The organism is Glycomyces tritici, assembly GCF_030403505.1.
Genome location: NZ_JAUEMJ010000002.1, coordinates 425,294 through 443,194, shown reverse-complemented (window position 1 = coordinate 443,194; position 17,901 = coordinate 425,294). Strand labels below are relative to the sequence as shown.

The window sequence follows — 17,901 nt, the reverse complement described above, 5'->3', positions numbered from 1 at the left end:
TTCACTCCGTATCTGATGGGGGGCACCCGGTCGCGGGCGCGCGAAAGCGCCGCGCGGGGCGCGCAGTGGCACAGGGTGAGGCGGCGGGCCGCGCGACGTGCCGGGTCGCGCGACCGCCTGCATTGACATCGAAACATTGAATTGAATCGATATAATGGCGTGGCGTCAGAATAACCTGAAAGCGCCATCAAGGCAATGGGGGGCTACACGCGAAGGCCGGGCTCGCGCCGCAGGTACTCGCCCGGCGTGACCCCGAACGCCGCCCGGAACGCCCCGATGAACGCGCTCGGGCTCGCGTACCCGCACGCCCCCGCGATCCGCGTGACCTGGTGTCCTTCCGCGAGCAGCACGAGTGCGTGGTGCAGCCGGAACTGCCCGCGCCACTGCGCGAACGTCATCCCCGCGTGCACCCGGAACAGCCGGCTCAGCGTCCGCTCGGACGCCCCGACCGCCGTCCCCAGCTGCGCCAGGGTCCGCCGGTCCCCGGGATCGTCCTCCAGGAGCGCGACCACCTCCCGCAGGCGCGGGTCCGGCAGCGCCGGCAGGAACCGCTGCGGCGCTTCGACACCGCGCAGCAGATCGAGGACGACCCGCTCGAGGTGCCCCCGGGTGCCCGGCTCGAGTCCGGCGTCGTCGGTCAGGCACGTGACCGCCTCGCGCAGCAGCGGCGTGAACGCCAGCACCGTGGGATGCCCGATGAACGGCCCGGAGCCCCCGGTCGCGAAGAGGATCGCGCGCATCTCCGTCGACCCGCACGCGCGGTGGGCGTGGTCGTGGCCGGCCGGCACCCACACGCCCTGCGAAGGCGGCACGACCCACACGCCCGAGGCCGTGAACACCCGCAGCACCCCGCGCCGCGGGTAGATCAGTTGGTGGCCGTCGTGGCGGTGCCAGTCGATCCGCTCGAGGTGCGACAGCAGCCTGATGGGCCTGCTCGCGATAACGTGGCCGTCTATCGACATAACTCGGCAGAATACCGTTAGCGGCAGGCGGCGGCGAGTCGGAATCCTTGGGGCATCCGGACAAGGAGCACCCAGCATGACCCAGACCGCCGCCCCGCCCGCCACCGCCGAAGCCGCACCGTCGCCGCTGCGGCGCATGTGGCTGTGGGGCACCGCCCACGCCGTCGACGACCTGTACCAGGGGCTCGTGCCCGCCGTCGTGCCCTACTTCGTGTTCGACCGCGGCTACGGCTACGTCGCCGCCACCGGCCTCACCCTCGCCGCCGCGCTCGGCGCGTCACTCCCGCAGCCGTTCTTCGGCGTCCTCGTCGACCGCCGCCGCCTCGACTGGTTCGCGCCCGCCGGGGTCGCCCTCGCCGGGACCGGCCTCGGCCTGGCCGGACTCGCCGGACCGTACCCGCTGGTCCTCGCGCTGCTCTTCCTCTCCGGGCTGGGCGTCGCGATGTTCCACCCGGCCGCCGGCAAAGGCGCCCGCGAAGCCGCGGGCGACAGCGCCGCGGGCATGAGCATATTCGCCGCGGGCGGCTCGATCGGCTTCTTCCTCGCCCCCGTGCTCGCCACGCCCGCGCTCATGGCGATGGGCGTGGGCGCAACCGCACTGTTCATCCCGCCCGCGGTCCTCATCGCGTTCGTCATGCTCCGCCACCGCACCCGCGCCGCCGCACTGGTGCCGAAGGCCCGCACCGGCCGCGACCGATGGGGTCCGTTCGCGGTCCTCACCGGCATCGAGGTGGTCCGCTCGATCCTGTGGGTCGGGATCGTCACCTTCATCGAGCTGTACTGGATCCGCCACCTCGGCGCTAGCCACGCCGTGGCCGGCATCGCCTTGGCGGGCTTCATGTTCGGCAGTGTCGCCGGGACCCTCCTGGGGGGACGACTCGCCGACCGCTTCGGCGCCGTCCGCACCACCCGCTTCGGCGGCGTCCTGATCGTCCCCCTGCTGGTCCTGCTCCGGTTCACCGCGGACGAGCACGCGGCCGTACTGGTCGTGCTCGCCGTGGGCATCGCGATCAACATCCCGTTCGCGGTGCTCGTCAAGCTCGCCCAGGACTACCTGCCGACCCGCCCCGGCACCGCCGCGGGCGTCACGCTCGGCCTGGCCATGAGCGCCGGCGGCCTCTTCGCCCCCGCGTTCGGGGTCGCCGCCGAGCACCACGGGCCCGAAGGGGTCTTCACCCTCCTCTGCGCGGTGCCGCTGGCCGCGGTCGTCCTGGGGCTGTTCCTCAAGCGGCCCTAGGGCGTCCCCGGATGGAACACGATCAGCGGCCGGCCCGTCGCCTCATGGACCGCGACGTGGGCGTCGACCTCGTAGACCTCGGCGATGAGCGCCGGGGTCAGGACCTCCGCCGGAGGCCCCGACGCCACCGCGCGGCCGTCTTTGAGGACCAGCACCGCGTCGCAGAACATCGCGGCGAGGTTGAGGTCGTGCAGCGCCACCACCGTGGTCACCGGCAGCTGCGTGAGCAGCCGGAGCAGCTCGAGCTGGTAGCGGATGTCGAGGTGGTTCGTGGGCTCGTCCAGGAGCAGCTCACGGGGCTGCTGCGCCAGCGCCCGCGCGATGTGGACGCGCTGGCGCTCGCCGCCGGAGAGCCGGTGCCACAGCTCGCCCGCCTTCTCCGTGAGTCCGGTGCACGCCAGCGCTTCCGCGACCGCTGCGGCATCGGCCGCGCGGTTCCCGCCGAAGGCCCCGCGGTGGGGGATGCGGCCGAGCGCGACGATGTCGCGCACGGTGAGGTCCACAATGGTGTCGGCGTGCTGCGTGACGGTGGCGATGGTGCGGGCGGCCGTGCGGCGCGGCAGGGCGGCGAGGGACGCGTCGTCGAGGGTGACGACGCCCGCGGTGGGTTTGACCGCGCCGCAGAGCAGCCGGATGAGGGAGGACTTGCCGGAGCCGTTCGGGCCGAGGAGCCCGATGGTCTGGCCGGGGCGCGGGCGGAGGGTGACTCCGTCGACCACGAGCTTCCCGCCGCGGTTCCAGGTGACCTCGCGCGATTCCAGCGTCATGTCGTCCTCCTGCGGCGGAACATGATCGCGATGAACGCGGGGACGCCGACCAGGGCCGTGGTGACGCCGATCGGCAGTGGCGAGGGCGAGAACGCGACCCTGGAGACCGCGTCGACCCACACCATGAACGCCGCCCCGATGAGCGCGGTCAGCGGCACCAGTCGCAAGTGGAGCGGTCCGGCGAGGAAGCGGGCGGCGTGGGGGAGCACGAGGCCGACGAACCCGACCGCGCCCACGATGCTGACCATCGTGGCGGTGAGCAGGGCCGTGGCGGTGATGAGCACGGCCCGTTCGCGCTTGACGTGCACGCCGAGCGAGGAGGCGACGTCGTCGCCGAATGCGAAGGCGTCCAGGACATGTGCGCGCAGGAGGCACAGCGCTGTCCCGGCGAGCGCGGCGAGGCCGCAGAGCACGACCCCGTTCCAGCGCACGCCTTCGAGCGAGCCGAGGAGCCAGAACATGACGCCGCGGGTCGCGTCGGAGTCAGCGAACGCGAAGATGACGAACGAGGTGAGCGCGGAGAACAGCTGCGTCACGGCGATGCCGGCGAGGATCAGCTTGTCGTCGCCGCCTCCGGCCAGGCGCGCGATCGCCAGGACCACGGCGAAGGAGACGAGGGACCCGATGAACGCGCCGCCGGGCAGGCCGAGGCCTCCCGCGCCGATGCCGAGGATCGCGACGACGACCGCGCCGGTCGAGGCCCCTGAGGAGATGCCGAGGACGTACGGGTCGGCGAGCGGGTTGCGCAGCAGCGACTGCAGGATGAGCCCGCACAGGCCCAGTCCGGCCCCGCAGGTGGCGGCCACGAGGGCGCGCGGCAGGCGGTCCTCCCAGACGATGGCCTCTTTCGAGATCCTGACGGGGATCTCGGCGCCGGTGAGGTGGTTGAGGAGGATGTCGCGCACGTTGACGAGCGAGACGTCAGCGGGGCCGAGGGTGATCGCCGTGCCGATCGACAGGATGAGGACCGCGACGGCGGCGAGGCTGATCCCCAGGAACCGCAGCCGCGCCCGGCCCGGCCGGTCCGGGGCGGGCGCGGTGGTCGCGGGGCTGAGGGTCACGCCTCGCCCTGGAACGACTGGAGTGCGGCGGCGAGGGTCTCGAGGCCGTCGACGATGCGGATGCCCGGGTTGATCTCGGCCCCGCGCAGGGAGACGTACCGCTGCTCGGTGACCGCGGTGAGCCCCTTGGTGACCGGGTCGTTCTCGAGGAATTCGATCTTCTCGGCGGCCTGGTCGCCGGGCCACCGCTCGCGGCTGAGGTCGGCGAGGACGAGGACGTCGGGGTCGAGGTCGACGACGGTCTCCCAGCTCGCGACGGGCCAGTCGTCGTCCTGGTCGGCGAAGACGTTCACCGCGCCGGCCTCGGTCGCGAGGAGGTTCGCCGAGCCGAGCCCGCCGCCCATGTAGGGGGTCTTGAGGTCGGAGAACCAGACCGCGGCCGTCAGTCCCGAGGCCTCGACGCCCGCGACCGCCGCCTGGCGGCGCGCTTCGAGGTCGGCGACGAGGGCCTCGCCGCGGCTCTGGACGTCGAAGATCGCGGCGAAGTCGCGGATCGTCTGGTACAGCGAGTCGAAGGTGAGGGCCTGGGTGCGGGTGCCGCCGCCGTTGATGCTGATGTCGCCGTCGCAGTCGGTGGGGGCGAGGTACGCGCCGATGCCGGTCTCGGCGAACCGGGAGCGCTCGGCCACGCCGCCCTGGGCGTAGTGGCGGCCGTGGGAGGCGGTCACGAAGTCGGGGTCGGCGCCCATGACGACCTCGTAGGTGGGCGCTTCCTCGGCGAGGCGCGGGACGGTGTCGTTGGCCGCGGCGAGGTGCTCGAGCACCGGGTCGGTCCAGGACGCGGTGCCGACCATGCGGTCCTCCAGGCCCAGCGAGAGGAGGATCTCGGTCGAGTCCTGGTCGAGGGACACGGCCCGCTGCGGCGCGGCGTCGAAGGTCAGCTCCTCGCCGCAGTTCTCCACCGTCAGCGGGTAGACCGTGGCGCCTTCGCCCGCGGCGGCCTCGGTCTCCGGTACGGGCTCGGACGCACCGCAGCTGGCCAGGACCGCCAACAGGACCGATGCGCTGACCGCAATGGACGATGCGCGAACGCCGACACTCATCAATGCATTCCTTTGCTCGGGCAGAGGCGGCGCAGGCGGCCGCCCCTCGCCACGAGACATTAGGTAAGGCTCAGCTAAGTAAGATGAGGCGGGTTCACGGTTGAGGCCGTTGCCACAATTGTCCGCACTAGCGCGCTCCACCCGCGGCGACCAGGGTAGCCGCAGTCTCGAGGGCCGTTCCTGCGGCGATGCGGGGCGACCCGGCCCGCTCCCGGGGCTAGAACTGGGAGCCGTTGTCCTGCAGCCATTGCGCGAACGTCCGTGCCGGACGCCCGGTCACCCGCTCCACATTGTTGTTCACCGTGGCCGGGCGGTCGCCGAGGTTGGCGGCGACGTCGAGGAGCGACGCGAACATCGCCTCGGGGAACCAGTCGGGCCGGCTCGCCAGCGCCTCGCCGCGCGTCAGCTCCTCGACCTCGATCGGCTTGCCGCGCGCGGCGGCGATCTGGGCGACGACCTCGCGCTGGCTGAGCGACTCGGGCCCGGTCAGGATGAGGCTGCGGCCCCGGAACCGCTCGCTCACCAGGAGGTCGGCGGCGACCTCGGCGACGTCGCCGAGGTGGATCGGGTTGATCCGCCACTCGGGGTGGGCGATCGCGACCCTGCCGGCGCGGATCTGCTCGGACCAGTCGCGGGCCGGGTTGGTGGCGAGCCAGGACGGGTAGAGCACGGTGTGGCCGAGCCCCGAGTCCCGGACGGCTCCCTCGATCGCCAGGTGCGCGGCGCCGATCGGGCCGGCGTGCTCGACCGGGTCGTACGCGGCGGGGGAGGAGAGCAGGACGACGTGCTCGACCTCCGCTTCGACTGCGGCCGTGAGGAATCCGGTGATATCACCGAAGGTGGGGTAGAGGAACGCGGTGCGCACTCCTTTGAGGACGGCGGGGTCCGGCGCGGTGAGGTCGAGCGCCGCGCTCTCGACGCCTTCGGGAACGTCGAGGCCGGTGGTGCTGCGGGCCGTGGCCCGCACATGGTGCCCGGCCGCGGCGAGGTGCGCGGTGAGGCGGGAGCCGATGTTGCCGCGGGCGCCGGTCACGAGGATGGTGCCGTCGAAGTCGGTCATGGGGTGTCGCTCCTGGTGGGTGGGTGTGCGGCGGGCATGCGAGCGAGGGGCGCGCGCCGCGCCCTCGGGTAGCATGAACCTGGAACCTATTTGCTTTGCAAGCAAACATTATTTGATGTCAAAGATAATCTGGAGGCGTGCCCGTGTCAAGTCCTGGGAGCACCGACGACGCGATCCGCGAGCTCCTGCTGCTCATGCCCCGCATGGTCGGGCGGGCCAAACGCCTGCCCGTGCCCGAGCGGGTCCGCAGCCTCGAACTGAGCCCGCGCCACCTCTCGCTGCTCGCGCTGCTCCTGTTCGACGGCCCCGCCACGGTCAACGACCTGGCCGTACGCCTCGAGGTCGCGCCCACCACCGTGAGCCTCATGGTCGCCGAACTCAGCCGCAAGGGCGTCCTCGAACGCCGCGAGGACGAGGCCGACCGCCGCCGCCGCATCGTCAGCATCACCGCCGAGGAGCGCGGCGAGATCGAGGCCTGGCTCGCCGGCAGCGCCGCCGCCTGGCGCAAAGCCCTGGCGCCCTTGACGAACGAGCAGCGCCGTCGGTTCGTCGACACCCTGCTCGCCTACGAGCGCGCCCTGGAGGAGCCCGGCGCCTGACCGCGAGCCGCGATCGTCGAGCAGTGCCGTGCGAACACCGCTCGCGGCACGCCCAGCGGCTGCGCTCCCCGGTTCCCGGCGCCGCAACGCGGGCCGGCCCCGGTCACCGCGGCGGCGCGGTCGACTCGCGCACCACGAGGCTCGTCGCGAGCTGCACGTGATGGGAGTCGGGGACCTTTCCGGCGGCGAGGTCCAGCACGGTGCGGGCGGCGACGCGGCCCATCTGCCGCAGCGGCTGCTTCACCGTGGTCAGCGGCGGCTCGATCCACATCGCGTTGTACGTGTCGTCGAAGCCGACCACGCTCAGGTCGCGGGGGACCTCGAGGCCGCGCTGGCGGGCGGTGCGGATGACGCCGACGGCGATGCTGTCGCTCGCGGCGAAGATCGCGGTCGGGGGATCGGCGAGGTCGAGCATCCGGTCGGTCAGCACGGCGCCGGTCTCGGCGTAGAAGGTTCCGGCCCCGGTGAGCGCGGGGTCCACTTCGATCCCGGCGGATTCGAGCGCTTCGCGGTAGCCGTGCAGGCGTTCGCGCGCGGGCAGCGACCCGGGCGGGCCGCCCGCGAAGCCGATCCTGGTGTGCCCCAGGTCGAGCAGGTGCCGCGTGGCCTGCACGCCGCCGGCCCAGTTGGTGGCGCCGAGGCTCGTGACGCGCTCGTCGAGGGGGTTCGCCGGGTCGATCACGACCAGCGGCAGGCCCAGCTGGTCGCACATGTCCATCTCGGCGGTGGTGAGCTGGGCGGTCACCAGGACCAGGCCCGCGGCGCCCTGCGCGGCGATCGCCTTGATCCGGTCGACGCCGATCGGGTCGTTCTGGCCGGGCGTCTCGGCCTCGAGGGAGCTGGTGACGGTCTCGACGCCGAGCTCCCGGCCGCCGCTGATGATCCCGTCCAGGACGTACACGGCGTACATGTTCAGGAGCGTGTCGAAGACGGCGTGGATCGTCTGGGGCGCAGGGGATTCGCGCGGGCCGGTGCTCGGCACGTACTCGAGCTGGGCGATGGCCTCGCGCACGGCCCTGCGGGTCTCGTCGGCGACGCCGGGGCGGCCGTTGAGCACCTTGGAGGCCGTGGCCTTGGAGACGCCCGCGCGCGCGGCCACCTCGGTCAGGGTCGCCCGGGGGCGGTTGCTCATCTGCTGCACCTCTTCGGATCAGGTGCGGTCATTCTAGCCGGAACTCGAAACAGTTTCCAAATCGATGGCGGAAACTTCTCGAAACAGTTTTCTAACCCGGGCCGGGACGGCCGGGGGAACTGTATCCCGAGCGGTCGCGCGTGACGCAGAGTCACGCACCGTTTCTATTGCGACACAATGGACTTCCCTGTCTATAATGACGCCGTCCTCCGGCGGGAGCCCTACCCGGGCCCGCCCGCCGACCCTGTCGACAGCAAGGAGACCCCGTGTCCTTCAAGGAAGGCAAGCCGCGCCGCGTCCTCGCCCGCGTGGCCGCCGTCGCGGCCGCCGCAGGCCTCGGCATCGCCGGCCTGGCCGGCTCCGCCTCGGCCGACATCACCATCCAGCAGTACGTCGCCCTCGGCGACTCGTTCGCCTCCGGTGTGGGCGCGGGCGACTACGCCGACGACGGGAGCGACTGCTACCGCTCGGCCAACGCCTACGCGCACCAGGTCAACGTCGAACTCGGCGAACGCCTCTGGTTCGAGGCCTGCTCCGGCGCCCGGGTCGAAGACGTGGTCGCGAACCAGCTGAACCACCTCTACCGGGTCAACACCGAGCACGTGACCATCGGCGTCGGCGGCAACGACGCCGGGTTCTCGTCCGTGCTCGGCGCCTGCGCGGGCACCGACACCGCACTGTGCAAGACCGCGATCACCAACGCGCGCACCATCATCACCGACTCGCTTCCGGCCGAGCTCGACGACCTCTACACCCGGGTCGAGAACCGGGCCTTCTCCGCCGAGATCGTCGTCGTGGGCAACCCGCGCCTGTTCAACGAGACCGCCTGCTCCGGCGCGCTCGCGATCACCCCGGAGGAGCAGGCGCTGCTGAACGACGCCGCCGACCTGCTCGCCGAGACCACCGCCGCCGTCGCCGCCGACCACGGCTTCGACTTCGCCGACCCGCGCGCCGCCTTCGACGGCCACGGCGTGTGCTCGGCCGACCCCTGGATCCTCGGCTACACCGGGACCCTCGAGTCCTTCCACCCCAACGCCGCCGGCCAGGACGCGTACGCCGACGTCGTCCTCCCCGCGCTCGACTACTAAAGCAACCGGAACCGGCCCCGCGGGAGTCTTCCTTCGGGGCCGGTTCGCATTCGCGGGTCGGCGATCACCTCCACACCCAGGGGCGGGCCTCCCGGTCCCGTCCGAACCACAAGGAGACCGATGAACCGACACTCCACCAAGCGCCTCGCGCGCACCCTCGCCGCCGCTGCCGTGGCCGGCATCGCCGCCGCGTCGTTCGCCTCCCCGGCCTCGGCCGGCCACACCTGGTCGCCGCGGTACGTCGCCCTCGGCGACTCGTACGTCTCCGGTGTGGGCGCGGGCGACTACGCCGACGACGGCAGCGACTGCTACCGCTCCGCGAACGCCTACCCGCAGCTCGCGGCCGAGGCGATGGGCGCGCGCCTGTCCTTCGACGCCTGCTCCGGCGCCCGCGTCGAGGACGTCGTCGCCGAGCAGCTCGGCAACCTCACCTGGCGCACCCGCGAGGTCTCGATCGGCGTGGGCGGCAACGACGCCGGGTTCTCCTCGGTCCTCGCCGCGTGCGCCGGGACCGACACGGCCCTGTGCAAGGGCGCGATCACCAACGCCCAGGCCGTCATCACCGGGTCCCTCCCGGCCGAGCTCGACGACCTCTACACCCAGGTCGAGGACCTCGCGCCGTTCGCCGACGTCACCATCGTGGGCAACCCGCAGCTGTTCAGCGGCACCAGCTGCTCCGGCACCCTGGCGATCACGCCCGAGGAGCAGGGGCTGCTGAACGAGACCGCGGACCTCCTCGCCGACACGACCGCAGCGGTCGCCGACGAGCACGGCTTCGCGTTCGCCGACGTCCGCGACGCCTTCGCGGGCCACGGGATCTGCTCCGCGGACCCGTGGATCCTCGGCTACACCGGCACCATCGAGTCCTTCCACGCGAACGCCGCCGGCCAGGCCGCGTACGCCGAGGTCGTCACCCCGTACCTCGAAGACTGCTAGAACGGACGCGGCACCGGGCCCCGGGCGGGGGCGGCGCTCCGGCACAATCCAGGCATGCCCAGACGCACCCGTCAGACGCGCCCGTGCCCGTGCGGCTCCGGCGCCGCGTACACCGCCTGCTGCGGGCCGCTGCACGCCGGCACCGCGAAGGCCGCCACCGCCGAAGCCCTCATGCGCTCCCGCTACAGCGCCTTCGCCCTCGGCGACGCCGCCTACCTGCTGCGCACCTGGCACCCGGCGACCCGGCCCGAACACCTCGACCTGCACGACGACAGCCGCCGCTTCACCGGCCTCCACATCCTCGAGACCACCGGCGGCTCCCCGCTCCACACCCAGGGCACCGTCCGCTTCCGCGCCGACTACACCGACGCCGACGGCCCCGGCTCCCAGACCGAGAACAGCGAGTTCGAGCGCATCGGCGGCGACTGGATGTACCTCGACGCGATCGGTCCGTCGAACGACTTGTCGATCGATTGACAGATGTCTAACCTCGTCGGGTGAGCCTCCCGACTCCGCCACCCGCCAAAGACCGCCGGGTGCGACGAACCCGCGCCGCCCTCCTGGGCGCCGCGACCGCGCTGGTGAGCGCGCGCGGCACCGCGAACGTCCCGGTATCCGACATCGCCGATGCCGCCGGAGTGAGCCGCCAGCTCGTCTACCTCCACTACGGCGACCGCGACACCCTCCTCTTGGAAGCGGCCCTCGACCTGGCCCGCCGGGAACTCGCCGAGCACGGGGACGACGCCCACGGGGAGGACTCCGGCCGCGACCGCGCCCTCGCGATCGCCCGTCACTTCGCCGCCCACCAGGACTTCTACCGGGCGATGTTCGCGACCGCGAACGCCTTCGCGCTCGGCCAGGTCGTGGGCGGCCTGCTCTCGCCGCTGCGGTGCGACGCCCTCCTCGCCCGCTACGGCGAGGCCGTCCCGGCCGGCGCCGTCGAGGACTTCGCGGTGTTCGTCACCGGCGGCGGCACCGCCCTCATGGCGGCCTGGCTCGAATCGGGGGAGGAACCGCTCGACCCCGAGGCCATGGCCGACCGCCTCCAGTCGATCAGCGGCCTTCTCACCACGGCCGTCGAGGCGCACGCGGGCCGGGCCTGACGGACCCCTCGCCCACCCGGCGAAGGCGGCGGACCCGGCGCCCCCTCGGTACGATGAGCGGCGAGGGCCGACCCGAGGAGCGCTGATGGACGAAAACGGACTCAAGTCGGTCGCCATGCTCCTCCAGGCGCGGGGCGAGATCGAGGCCCGCATCGCCGACATCGTCGGCCGCCCGCTCGCCCACGGCCACCTCTCAGACTGGATCGCCGCCCAGGTCTTCGACATCGAGCTCGAACCGGGCGGGGGCCACGCCGTGGACGGCTGGTTCCGCAGCGGCCCCCTCGCCGGGCGCACGGTCAACATCAAGCACTACACGCGCCATGAGGGCCTGCTCGACATGGTCGACTCCGACGAACTCGAGCACTACCTGGTCATGACCGGCCCGCGCACCGCCGCCAGGCCCGGGACGCACCGGCCCTGGAGCATCGACCACGTCTACCTCTTCGACGCCTTCGAGCTTTCCGAGGCCCTGCGCGCCTACATGCGCCGCATCGGCGTCGCCACCAGTGTCCGCGCCGAGCACTGGCACGCCGCCGAGGTCTTCCCCCGCGCCGCCCACGCCGGCTACCGGCTCAGCCGCGTCCAGGCCGCCGCTCTCGAGGGGTTCGCCTCCGCACCCGCCAGGTGACCCGTTCCCTTGCGGGCCTTCCCATGCACGAGCGCCGACACGGCGCCCCCGGTTCGCCGATTCGGCCGCGCGGTGGCGGTGATCATGCTTTGGTCGATGTCACGGTCGTCAGGGTGGTCGTGACAAACGGGGCAAGCGGCCGTTAGGATGCGGGCACTGGGGGGATGATGTCAGCCCTGCAGTCGTGATGATGGCAATCTGACGGAGGAAGCGTTGCTCGAAATCAGCCCACTCACTTGGGCCGGAACCATCGGCCTCATCGTCGTCCTGCTGGCGGTGGACCTGATCCTCGCAGCAGTGCGCCCGCATCATGTCGGCTTCAAAGAGGCCACGGCCTGGTCGGTCTTCTACATCGCCATCGCGATCGCCTTCGGCATCTGGTTCGGCACCCAGTACGGGAACGCCGCCGGCACCGAGTACTTCGCCGGCTACATCATCGAGAAGAGCCTCTCGGTCGACAACCTGTTCGTGTTCGTGATCATCATGAGCACCTTCGCGGTACCCGACCACCACCAGCACAAGGTCCTCACCTTCGGCATCGTGCTCGCGCTCATCATGCGCGCCATCTTCATCGCACTCGGCTCCGCGCTGATCAACTCGTTCTCGTTCATGTTCCTGCTGTTCGGCCTGCTGCTCGTCTACACGGCGATCCAGCTCTTCCGCCACCGCAACGAGGATCCGGACGTCGAGTCCAACCTGATGGTCCGCGGCGCCCGCCGCTTCCTGCCCATCACCCCCGACTACGTCGACGGCAAGCTCATCACCAAAGTGGACGGCAAGCGGCTGTTCACCCCGCTGTTCATCGTCCTCATCGCCATCGGCAGCGTCGACCTGCTCTTCGCGCTCGACTCCATCCCGGCCGTCTTCGGCGTCACGCAGGAGCCGTACATCGTCTTCACCGCGAACGCCTTCGCGCTGCTGGGCCTGCGCGCCCTGTTCTTCCTCGTCAAGGGCCTGCTCGACCGCCTCGTCTACCTCTCGGCCGGCCTGGCGATCATCCTGCTGTTCATCGGCGTCAAGCTGGTCCTGCACTGGGCCCACGTCGACATCAACCCCTCGATCCCCGAGGTCTCGACGCCGCTCAGCCTCATCGTGGTCATCGGCGTCCTCGTCGTGGTCACCGTGGCCAGCCTCATCAAGACCCGCATGAGCCCCGAGGAGAAGGCCCACGCCGGCTCGCTCTCGGCCACCAAGAAGAAGGAAGACGGTCAATAGCAGGCGAACAGCGGCCCCGGACCACTGCGGTCCGGGGCCGTTCTGCTACCTGCGCTTCGACAGGACCAGCAGGATCACCAGCAGCGGAATCGGCAGCAGGAACGCCTCCCGCAGCCCGATCCGCCCGTCCAGCCAGCCCAGCGCGGCCGGCGCCGACAGGATCGCCGCACCCGAAGCCAGCGACCCGATCGACGCCGAGTGCCGCCCGCTCAGACCCGGGATGCCCACCAGGCGCCCCAGCATGATCGGGTACAGCGGCGCGATCCCCAGGCTCGCGACCGCGATCCCGGCGGTCACCGCCACCGGGTCCTGCCCCAGGTACACCACCACCGTGCCGACCGCGATCGTCGCCAGCGCCGCGGGCTCCGCCCACGGCCGGTCCACGAACCGCGGTCCCACCAGGCGGCCCGCGGCCATCCCGATGCCGAAGCTCGCCCCCAGTGCCGAAGCGGTGCCGAGCGCGACCCCGGTGTCCACCAGGCGGGCCACGCTCCAGATCGAGAAGCAGAACTCGATCCCTACACAGAGGACGATCCGGGACCACGCGAGCGCGGCCGGGCCGACCGGCACGCCGCCGCCGACGGCCGCGGCGTCGTCCGGCGGGCCTGTCACCGTCCGGTGCAAGGCCCCCGCGACCAGCACCGGGACGGCGCTCAGGAGCGCCCAGCGGCCGGGCACGCCCGCCGACTCCAGCGCCCCGAACGCCAGTGGCGCGCAGACGCCCGCGGCGCTGGCGAGGCCGACCATGATGGTGATCCGCTTCGCCGCACCGGGACCGCGCAGCAGCGACGGCGTCGCGAGAGCGACTGCGGCGCAACCGAATCCGACGAGGACCGAGCCGGTGCCCGCGAGGGGGAGCTGCGGCGACGCGGCCATGACCACCGCGCCGACCGCGATGACGGCGCACGCCAGGCGCATCACCAGGCCCGCGCCCGCGCGGAGCACGGCCGGGCCCGCCGCGGCGGCCAGGACCAGGCCCGCGCCGAACGTCATGGTCAGCCATACGAGTTCGCCGCGGGGCCGGTCGAGTTCGGCGGCGATCCCGGCCAGGTACGGCCCGTAGGAGCTCACCAGGAGTCCGAGGCCGATCTGCGCGAACGCGACGACGCGGCTCAGGTCGCGGGAGGCCGCCTGCCGGGCCTCGGTGTCAACGGCCATCGGGCACCAGCAGCTCCGCGAGGTGCCCGAGGTCGGTGAGGCGGACGTCGGCGTCGAGCCCGCGCAGGGACGCGGTCATCGCGCCCGCCGCGCGGCCCGCGGCCAGGCCCGGCTCGGAGTCCTCGACGACGAGGCACGCGGCGGGGTCGGCGCCGAGCGCCTTGGCGGCCAGCAGGAACCCTTCCGGGTCGGGCTTGCCGCGGGCGACGTCCTCGAACGTGAACAGCAGCGGCGGCCGGATGCCCGCGGCGGCGAGCCGGGCCTTCGCGAGCCGGTCGTCGGCGCTGGTGACCACCGCCCACGGCATGCCGATCCGCTCGAGCACCGCGAGCAGCCGCTCGGCGCCTCGGGTCGGGACGACGTCGGCGAGGTCGTCGTACTGGAGCTCGAGCTGCCGTGCGGCGGCCGCATCGACCTGTGCCGCGTCGAGGTCGGGCCGGAGCCGGGCGGCGGTGGTCGAGGCGGGGCTGCCGTGGATGTTCGCGAGGACGAGCGCGGGGTCGACGCCGTATTCGACGGCCCATGCCGCCCAGGCGCGTTCGACCGCGCCGTCGGAGTCGACGAGTGTGCCGTCCATGTCGAGCAGGACGGCTTCGGGGTTGCTGTAGCTTCGCATGAAGCCCTCCGGGGTAGAAATAAACTCGTAACGCGAGGATAATTCCTGGAGGTCCCCGAGTGCAAGCCAGAACCCCTGCCCCCGCCGACGACCCGAGCCCCGCCAAAGTCGGGCGCGCCGAGGCCGCCCGCTGGAGCGGCGCACTCGACCTCCTCAAACTCGTGCGCTCCCGGCCCGGCGTCACCCGCGCCGAGGCGGCCCGCGCCATGCACGTGGGCAGCGGCACCGCCACCGAGATCTCCGCGCGCCTGCGCGCCCTCGACCTCCTCGCCGAAGCCCCCGCCCCGCCCACCGGCCGCGGCCGCCCCACCACCACGCTCCACGCCCACCCCGAAGGGCCCCTCGCCGCCGTCGTCGACGTCCGCTACGCCGACTGGGTCGTCGCCATCGCCGACCTCGAAGGGACCCTTGTCGACACGACCACCGGCCGCCACGCCTCCAAACGCCCCGAACGCGTCTTCGCCGACATCCGCGCCGCCGTCGGCGGTCTCGCGAGCCGCTACGACGGACGCGTCCAGGCCGTCTCGATCTCCGCCACCGGCACCGTGCGCCGCAACGCGATCGTGCAGTCCAGTGTGCTCGGCTGGCGCGACCTCGAAGTCGCGCCGCTCCTTCCCGGTGTGCCCCAAGCCCTCGGCAACGACGCCACACTCGCCGGCCTCGCCGAGGCGCGGCGCTCCCACCCCGGCCGGAGCGTCCTCTACCTGACCATCGAGGTCGGCATCGGCGGGATCTTCGTCGACGAGGGCCACGCGGTCACCGGCGCCACCGGCGCCGGCGGCGAGTTCGGCCACGCGCCCCTCGGCGACCCTCTCGTCGCCTGCCCGTGCGGCGCGCACGGCTGCTGGGACGTCGCGGTCGACGGCCGCGCCGTCGCGCGCCTGCGCGGCGAGGACGAACCGGAGGACCCCCGCGCCTACCTCATCGAAGCTCTCGTCGACCCCGAATCCCGCGCGGCCGTTGAGGAATGCGCCGCCGTCCTCGGCCGCGGCACCGCCGGGCTCGTCAACATCCTCGACCCCGAGATCGTCTGCCTCGGCGGCCTCGCCCCCGAACTGCGCCGCGCCGCACGCGAACCCTTCGAGCACGCCTACGGCACCGGCCTCATGGGCTTCCGCCGCGACGACCCGCCCCGCATCCTCTCCTCCGCCCTCGGTCCCGACGCCCCCATCCTGGGCGCGGCCGAAGCCGCCTGGGACATGATCCTGACCGAGAACGGCATCGCCGCCTGGACCGAGCGGCTCCCGGACTCGGCCTGACCCGCGTGCAACCGCATACAGGGTATGCGGAGTCTCCAAGTCGGACAGCGAACCCGTTGACCGCCGACCGATCTTGGAGACGCCTTGCGACTGCACCACCCACTCGCGGCCCTCGCACTGGCAGGCGCGCTGACCGCCGCCGGCCCCGCACACGCCGCGCCCGCCGCAGCGGAAGCGGCCCCGCCCGCGGACGCGGGCACGATCACCCTGCCGACCGGCGACCAGGTCCGCCTGACCGCCGACGGCTCCTTCCTGACCGAATCCGCAGCAGGCGGCACCGGCGCGTTCCACACCGCGACCGAACCCGACGGCGACCGCCTCCTCATCCCCGTGGAAGCGCTCGGCGGCCTCGCCGACGGCACGTTCACCGAAGCCCAGTTCAACATCGACGCACTGGCCCGCAACGGGATCACCGACGCGGGCGACCCGGGGGCGGCCGACCTGCTCGCGGACGAGACCGACCCGGCGGCCACCCCCGCCGATGCCGTCACGGTCGACTTCACCGCACTGTGGTCCGACGGATCGGCGCCGGAGGTCGTGTCCCTGCGCTGGGCCGAGATCGACACCGGCGAGCTCGGCAGCGAGATGTTCGAAGGCGGCTCGGCCGCCGTCGACATGGCGCCCGGCCGCTACCACGTCGTCATCCTGATGGACCGGTACGAGTTTCCCGCGACGATCGCCGGAGTGATCGAACTCGAGGTCGGCGCCGACACCGAACCGGTCGTCTTCGACGGCGCCGCCGCCCGCGAGACCGGGTTCGCGGTCGAACGGGAGACCGAAGCGCAGGCCATCGAGGTCGACGTCTTCAGCAACGTGCCGGGAACCCGCGACGGCAACGGAGGCGGCCTCCTCGCCGGACCGGAATGGTCCGTCTCGGTGGTGCCAACCGACTTCGACACGTCCGGCCGCGACGTCGGCTTCGTGCTCCGCCAGGAGCTCGTCAGCCCCGAAGGCACCCGCAAGCCATACAGCTACAGCATGTTCGGCCTGCACGACGCCGGCATCCCCGCGGATCCCGTGTTCTCCTATGAGGACGACGACCTCGCGAAGATGAAGATGGATTACCAGAGCCTGGGCGTCGACACGCTGATGGGCCGGTCCAACCTCTCGTTCCACCCGAACCACCCTGCGTCCGGCTACCGGCACAGCGGCATCGTCGCAGTGCCGTCGCAGCGGACCGAGTACTACACGCCCCACCCGGAGGTCGACTGGTCCCACATGGGCACCCTCGGATTCGACGCCGAGGGGGACGAACCGTACGCCGACGTCCTGCACCACAGCGGCACGCTGCGGCCCGGCTCGAGCGCCAAGTCCACCTGGAACCAGGGGCCGATCACCGCGGGCGTCGACCTCGCCGGCGTCGAGTACTTCCTGCCGCGCTTCGCCCGGATGGACTCCTACGAAGTGCTGCTCACCAACCCGTCGCTGTTCTCCAGCGGCGCGCCCGGCGAGGCGATCAACTCCTACGAGAGCCCCGGCCAGACCGTGCTGAGCCAGAACGGCCTGGGGGTCGGCAAGTCCGAGTACGGCGGCGCGCTCGCCACCGACCTCGCGCTCGTCGGCGAGGGCCGATACGAGCTCTACGCCGAGGCCACCCGTGACGTGCCGTGGACGAACCTCGGCACCGCCGCCACAGCCGAGTGGTCGTTCGCGGTCCCGTCGGGCGGGACCGACGTGATCCTGCCGGTCTCGGTGGTGAACTTCGACGCCGAGGACATCGAGAACGGCTACGCCGAGGCCGGGGACGACCAGGACGTCGAACTCGAGTTCGCCACCCAGCCGGGCGCGGAGCAGCAGGACTGCACCGCCATGACCTTCGAGGTGTCCTACGACGACGGCGCCACCTGGGACCTCGTCGACATCGACCGCGACGGCAACAGCGCCACGGCCGAGCTCGAGCACCCCGAGGACGCGGCGTTCGTGTCCGTGCGCTTCACCGCCGCCGACGAGGCGGGCAACACCGTCACCCACACCACCATCCGCTCCTACGGGCTGCGCTGACCGAACCGTCGCGGCGGGCCGCCGGCCCGCCGCGAC

The 17,901-nt window shown here is 72.3% G+C and carries 18 protein-coding genes; 10 read left to right on the top strand and 8 right to left on the bottom strand.

Features of this window, described 5'->3' with window-relative positions; all coding sequences use genetic code 11:
* Positions 1-203: 203 nt before the first annotated feature.
* Complete coding sequence (locus QWI33_RS07270) at positions 204-962, bottom strand: AraC family transcriptional regulator (RefSeq protein WP_289956376.1); 759 nt, start codon at positions 960-962, stop codon at positions 204-206.
* A 76-nt stretch (positions 963-1,038) separates the two neighbouring features.
* Here QWI33_RS07270 and QWI33_RS07265 point away from each other — a divergent pair, with 76 nt between their 5' ends.
* A complete protein-coding gene (locus QWI33_RS07265) occupies positions 1,039-2,199 on the top strand; it encodes an MFS transporter (protein WP_289956365.1) in 1,161 nt (386 codons plus the stop codon).
* Here QWI33_RS07265 and QWI33_RS07260 read toward each other — a convergent pair.
* The 4 genes from QWI33_RS07260 to QWI33_RS07245 all read right to left on the bottom strand — a co-directional run bounded on the left by QWI33_RS07260 (position 2,196) and on the right by QWI33_RS07245 (position 6,130).
* Positions 2,196-2,966 (bottom strand): ABC transporter ATP-binding protein, encoded by a 771-nt coding sequence (locus QWI33_RS07260; protein ID WP_289956362.1) that lies wholly within the window; start codon positions 2,964-2,966, stop codon positions 2,196-2,198. The genes QWI33_RS07265 and QWI33_RS07260 overlap by 4 nt on opposite strands.
* Entirely contained in the window at positions 2,963-4,027 is a 1,065-nt protein-coding gene (locus QWI33_RS07255) for a FecCD family ABC transporter permease (RefSeq protein WP_289956360.1), read from the bottom strand. The genes QWI33_RS07260 and QWI33_RS07255 overlap by 4 nt, the downstream gene beginning before the upstream one ends.
* Positions 4,024-5,070 carry an ABC transporter substrate-binding protein gene (locus QWI33_RS07250; RefSeq protein ID WP_289956357.1) on the bottom strand — a complete coding sequence of 349 codons (1,047 nt, stop codon included), beginning with the start codon at positions 5,068-5,070 and terminating at the stop codon, positions 4,024-4,026. Before QWI33_RS07250 ends, QWI33_RS07255 begins: the two co-directional genes overlap by 4 nt.
* A 217-nt stretch (positions 5,071-5,287) precedes the next feature.
* Positions 5,288-6,130 (bottom strand): NAD(P)H-binding protein, encoded by an 843-nt coding sequence (locus QWI33_RS07245; protein ID WP_289956355.1) that lies wholly within the window; start codon positions 6,128-6,130, stop codon positions 5,288-5,290.
* Positions 6,131-6,324: 194 nt separating this feature from the next.
* On the opposite strand from QWI33_RS07245, the gene QWI33_RS07240 reads away from it, so the two are divergent.
* Positions 6,325-6,729, top strand: coding sequence for a MarR family transcriptional regulator (locus QWI33_RS07240; protein ID WP_435367567.1), 405 nt, complete (start codon positions 6,325-6,327; stop codon positions 6,727-6,729).
* Positions 6,730-6,832: 103 nt separating this feature from the next.
* Here QWI33_RS07240 and QWI33_RS07235 read toward each other — a convergent pair whose 3' ends face one another.
* Positions 6,833-7,861: a LacI family DNA-binding transcriptional regulator gene (locus QWI33_RS07235; RefSeq protein ID WP_289956349.1), complete on the bottom strand. Its 1,029-nt coding sequence runs from the start codon at positions 7,859-7,861 to the stop codon at positions 6,833-6,835.
* 266 nt (positions 7,862-8,127) lie between these two features.
* Here QWI33_RS07235 and QWI33_RS07230 point away from each other — a divergent pair, with 266 nt between their 5' ends.
* From QWI33_RS07230 to QWI33_RS07205, 6 genes are all read left to right on the top strand, one after another.
* Positions 8,128-8,949, top strand: coding sequence for an SGNH/GDSL hydrolase family protein (locus tag QWI33_RS07230; RefSeq protein ID WP_289956346.1), 822 nt, complete (start codon positions 8,128-8,130; stop codon positions 8,947-8,949).
* Between the two features lie 120 nt (positions 8,950-9,069).
* The gene (locus QWI33_RS07225) at positions 9,070-9,885 is read left to right on the top strand and encodes an SGNH/GDSL hydrolase family protein (RefSeq protein ID WP_289956344.1); all 816 of its coding nucleotides are present in this window, start codon (positions 9,070-9,072) and stop codon (positions 9,883-9,885) included.
* 54 nt (positions 9,886-9,939) lie between these two features.
* Positions 9,940-10,362, top strand: coding sequence for a YchJ family protein (locus QWI33_RS07220; RefSeq protein WP_289956342.1), 423 nt, complete (start codon positions 9,940-9,942; stop codon positions 10,360-10,362).
* A 59-nt stretch (positions 10,363-10,421) separates the two neighbouring features.
* The gene (locus QWI33_RS07215; RefSeq protein ID WP_289956339.1) at positions 10,422-10,988 is read left to right on the top strand and encodes a TetR family transcriptional regulator; all 567 of its coding nucleotides are present in this window, start codon (positions 10,422-10,424) and stop codon (positions 10,986-10,988) included.
* Positions 10,989-11,073: 85 nt separating this feature from the next.
* A complete protein-coding gene (locus QWI33_RS07210) occupies positions 11,074-11,616 on the top strand; it encodes a hypothetical protein (RefSeq protein WP_289956338.1) in 543 nt (180 codons plus the stop codon).
* A gap of 213 nt (positions 11,617-11,829) precedes the next feature.
* The gene (locus QWI33_RS07205; protein WP_289956336.1) at positions 11,830-12,831 is read left to right on the top strand and encodes a TerC family protein; all 1,002 of its coding nucleotides are present in this window, start codon (positions 11,830-11,832) and stop codon (positions 12,829-12,831) included.
* Positions 12,832-12,876: 45 nt separating this feature from the next.
* Here QWI33_RS07205 and QWI33_RS07200 read toward each other — a convergent pair whose 3' ends face one another.
* Entirely contained in the window at positions 12,877-13,989 is a 1,113-nt protein-coding gene (locus QWI33_RS07200; RefSeq protein ID WP_289956332.1) for an MFS transporter, read from the bottom strand.
* Positions 13,979-14,605, bottom strand: a complete 627-nt coding sequence (locus tag QWI33_RS07195; protein ID WP_289956330.1) for an HAD-IA family hydrolase — start codon at positions 14,603-14,605, stop codon at positions 13,979-13,981. Before QWI33_RS07195 ends, QWI33_RS07200 begins: the two co-directional genes overlap by 11 nt.
* Before the next feature lie 59 nt (positions 14,606-14,664).
* Here QWI33_RS07195 and QWI33_RS07190 point away from each other — a divergent pair, with 59 nt between their 5' ends.
* Both QWI33_RS07190 and QWI33_RS07185 read left to right on the top strand, forming a co-directional pair.
* Complete coding sequence (locus QWI33_RS07190) at positions 14,665-15,864, top strand: ROK family protein (RefSeq protein ID WP_289956329.1); 1,200 nt, start codon at positions 14,665-14,667, stop codon at positions 15,862-15,864.
* Between the two features lie 84 nt (positions 15,865-15,948).
* Positions 15,949-17,865, top strand: a complete 1,917-nt coding sequence (locus QWI33_RS07185; protein ID WP_289956327.1) for a hypothetical protein — start codon at positions 15,949-15,951, stop codon at positions 17,863-17,865.
* Positions 17,866-17,901: the final 36 nt, after the last annotated feature.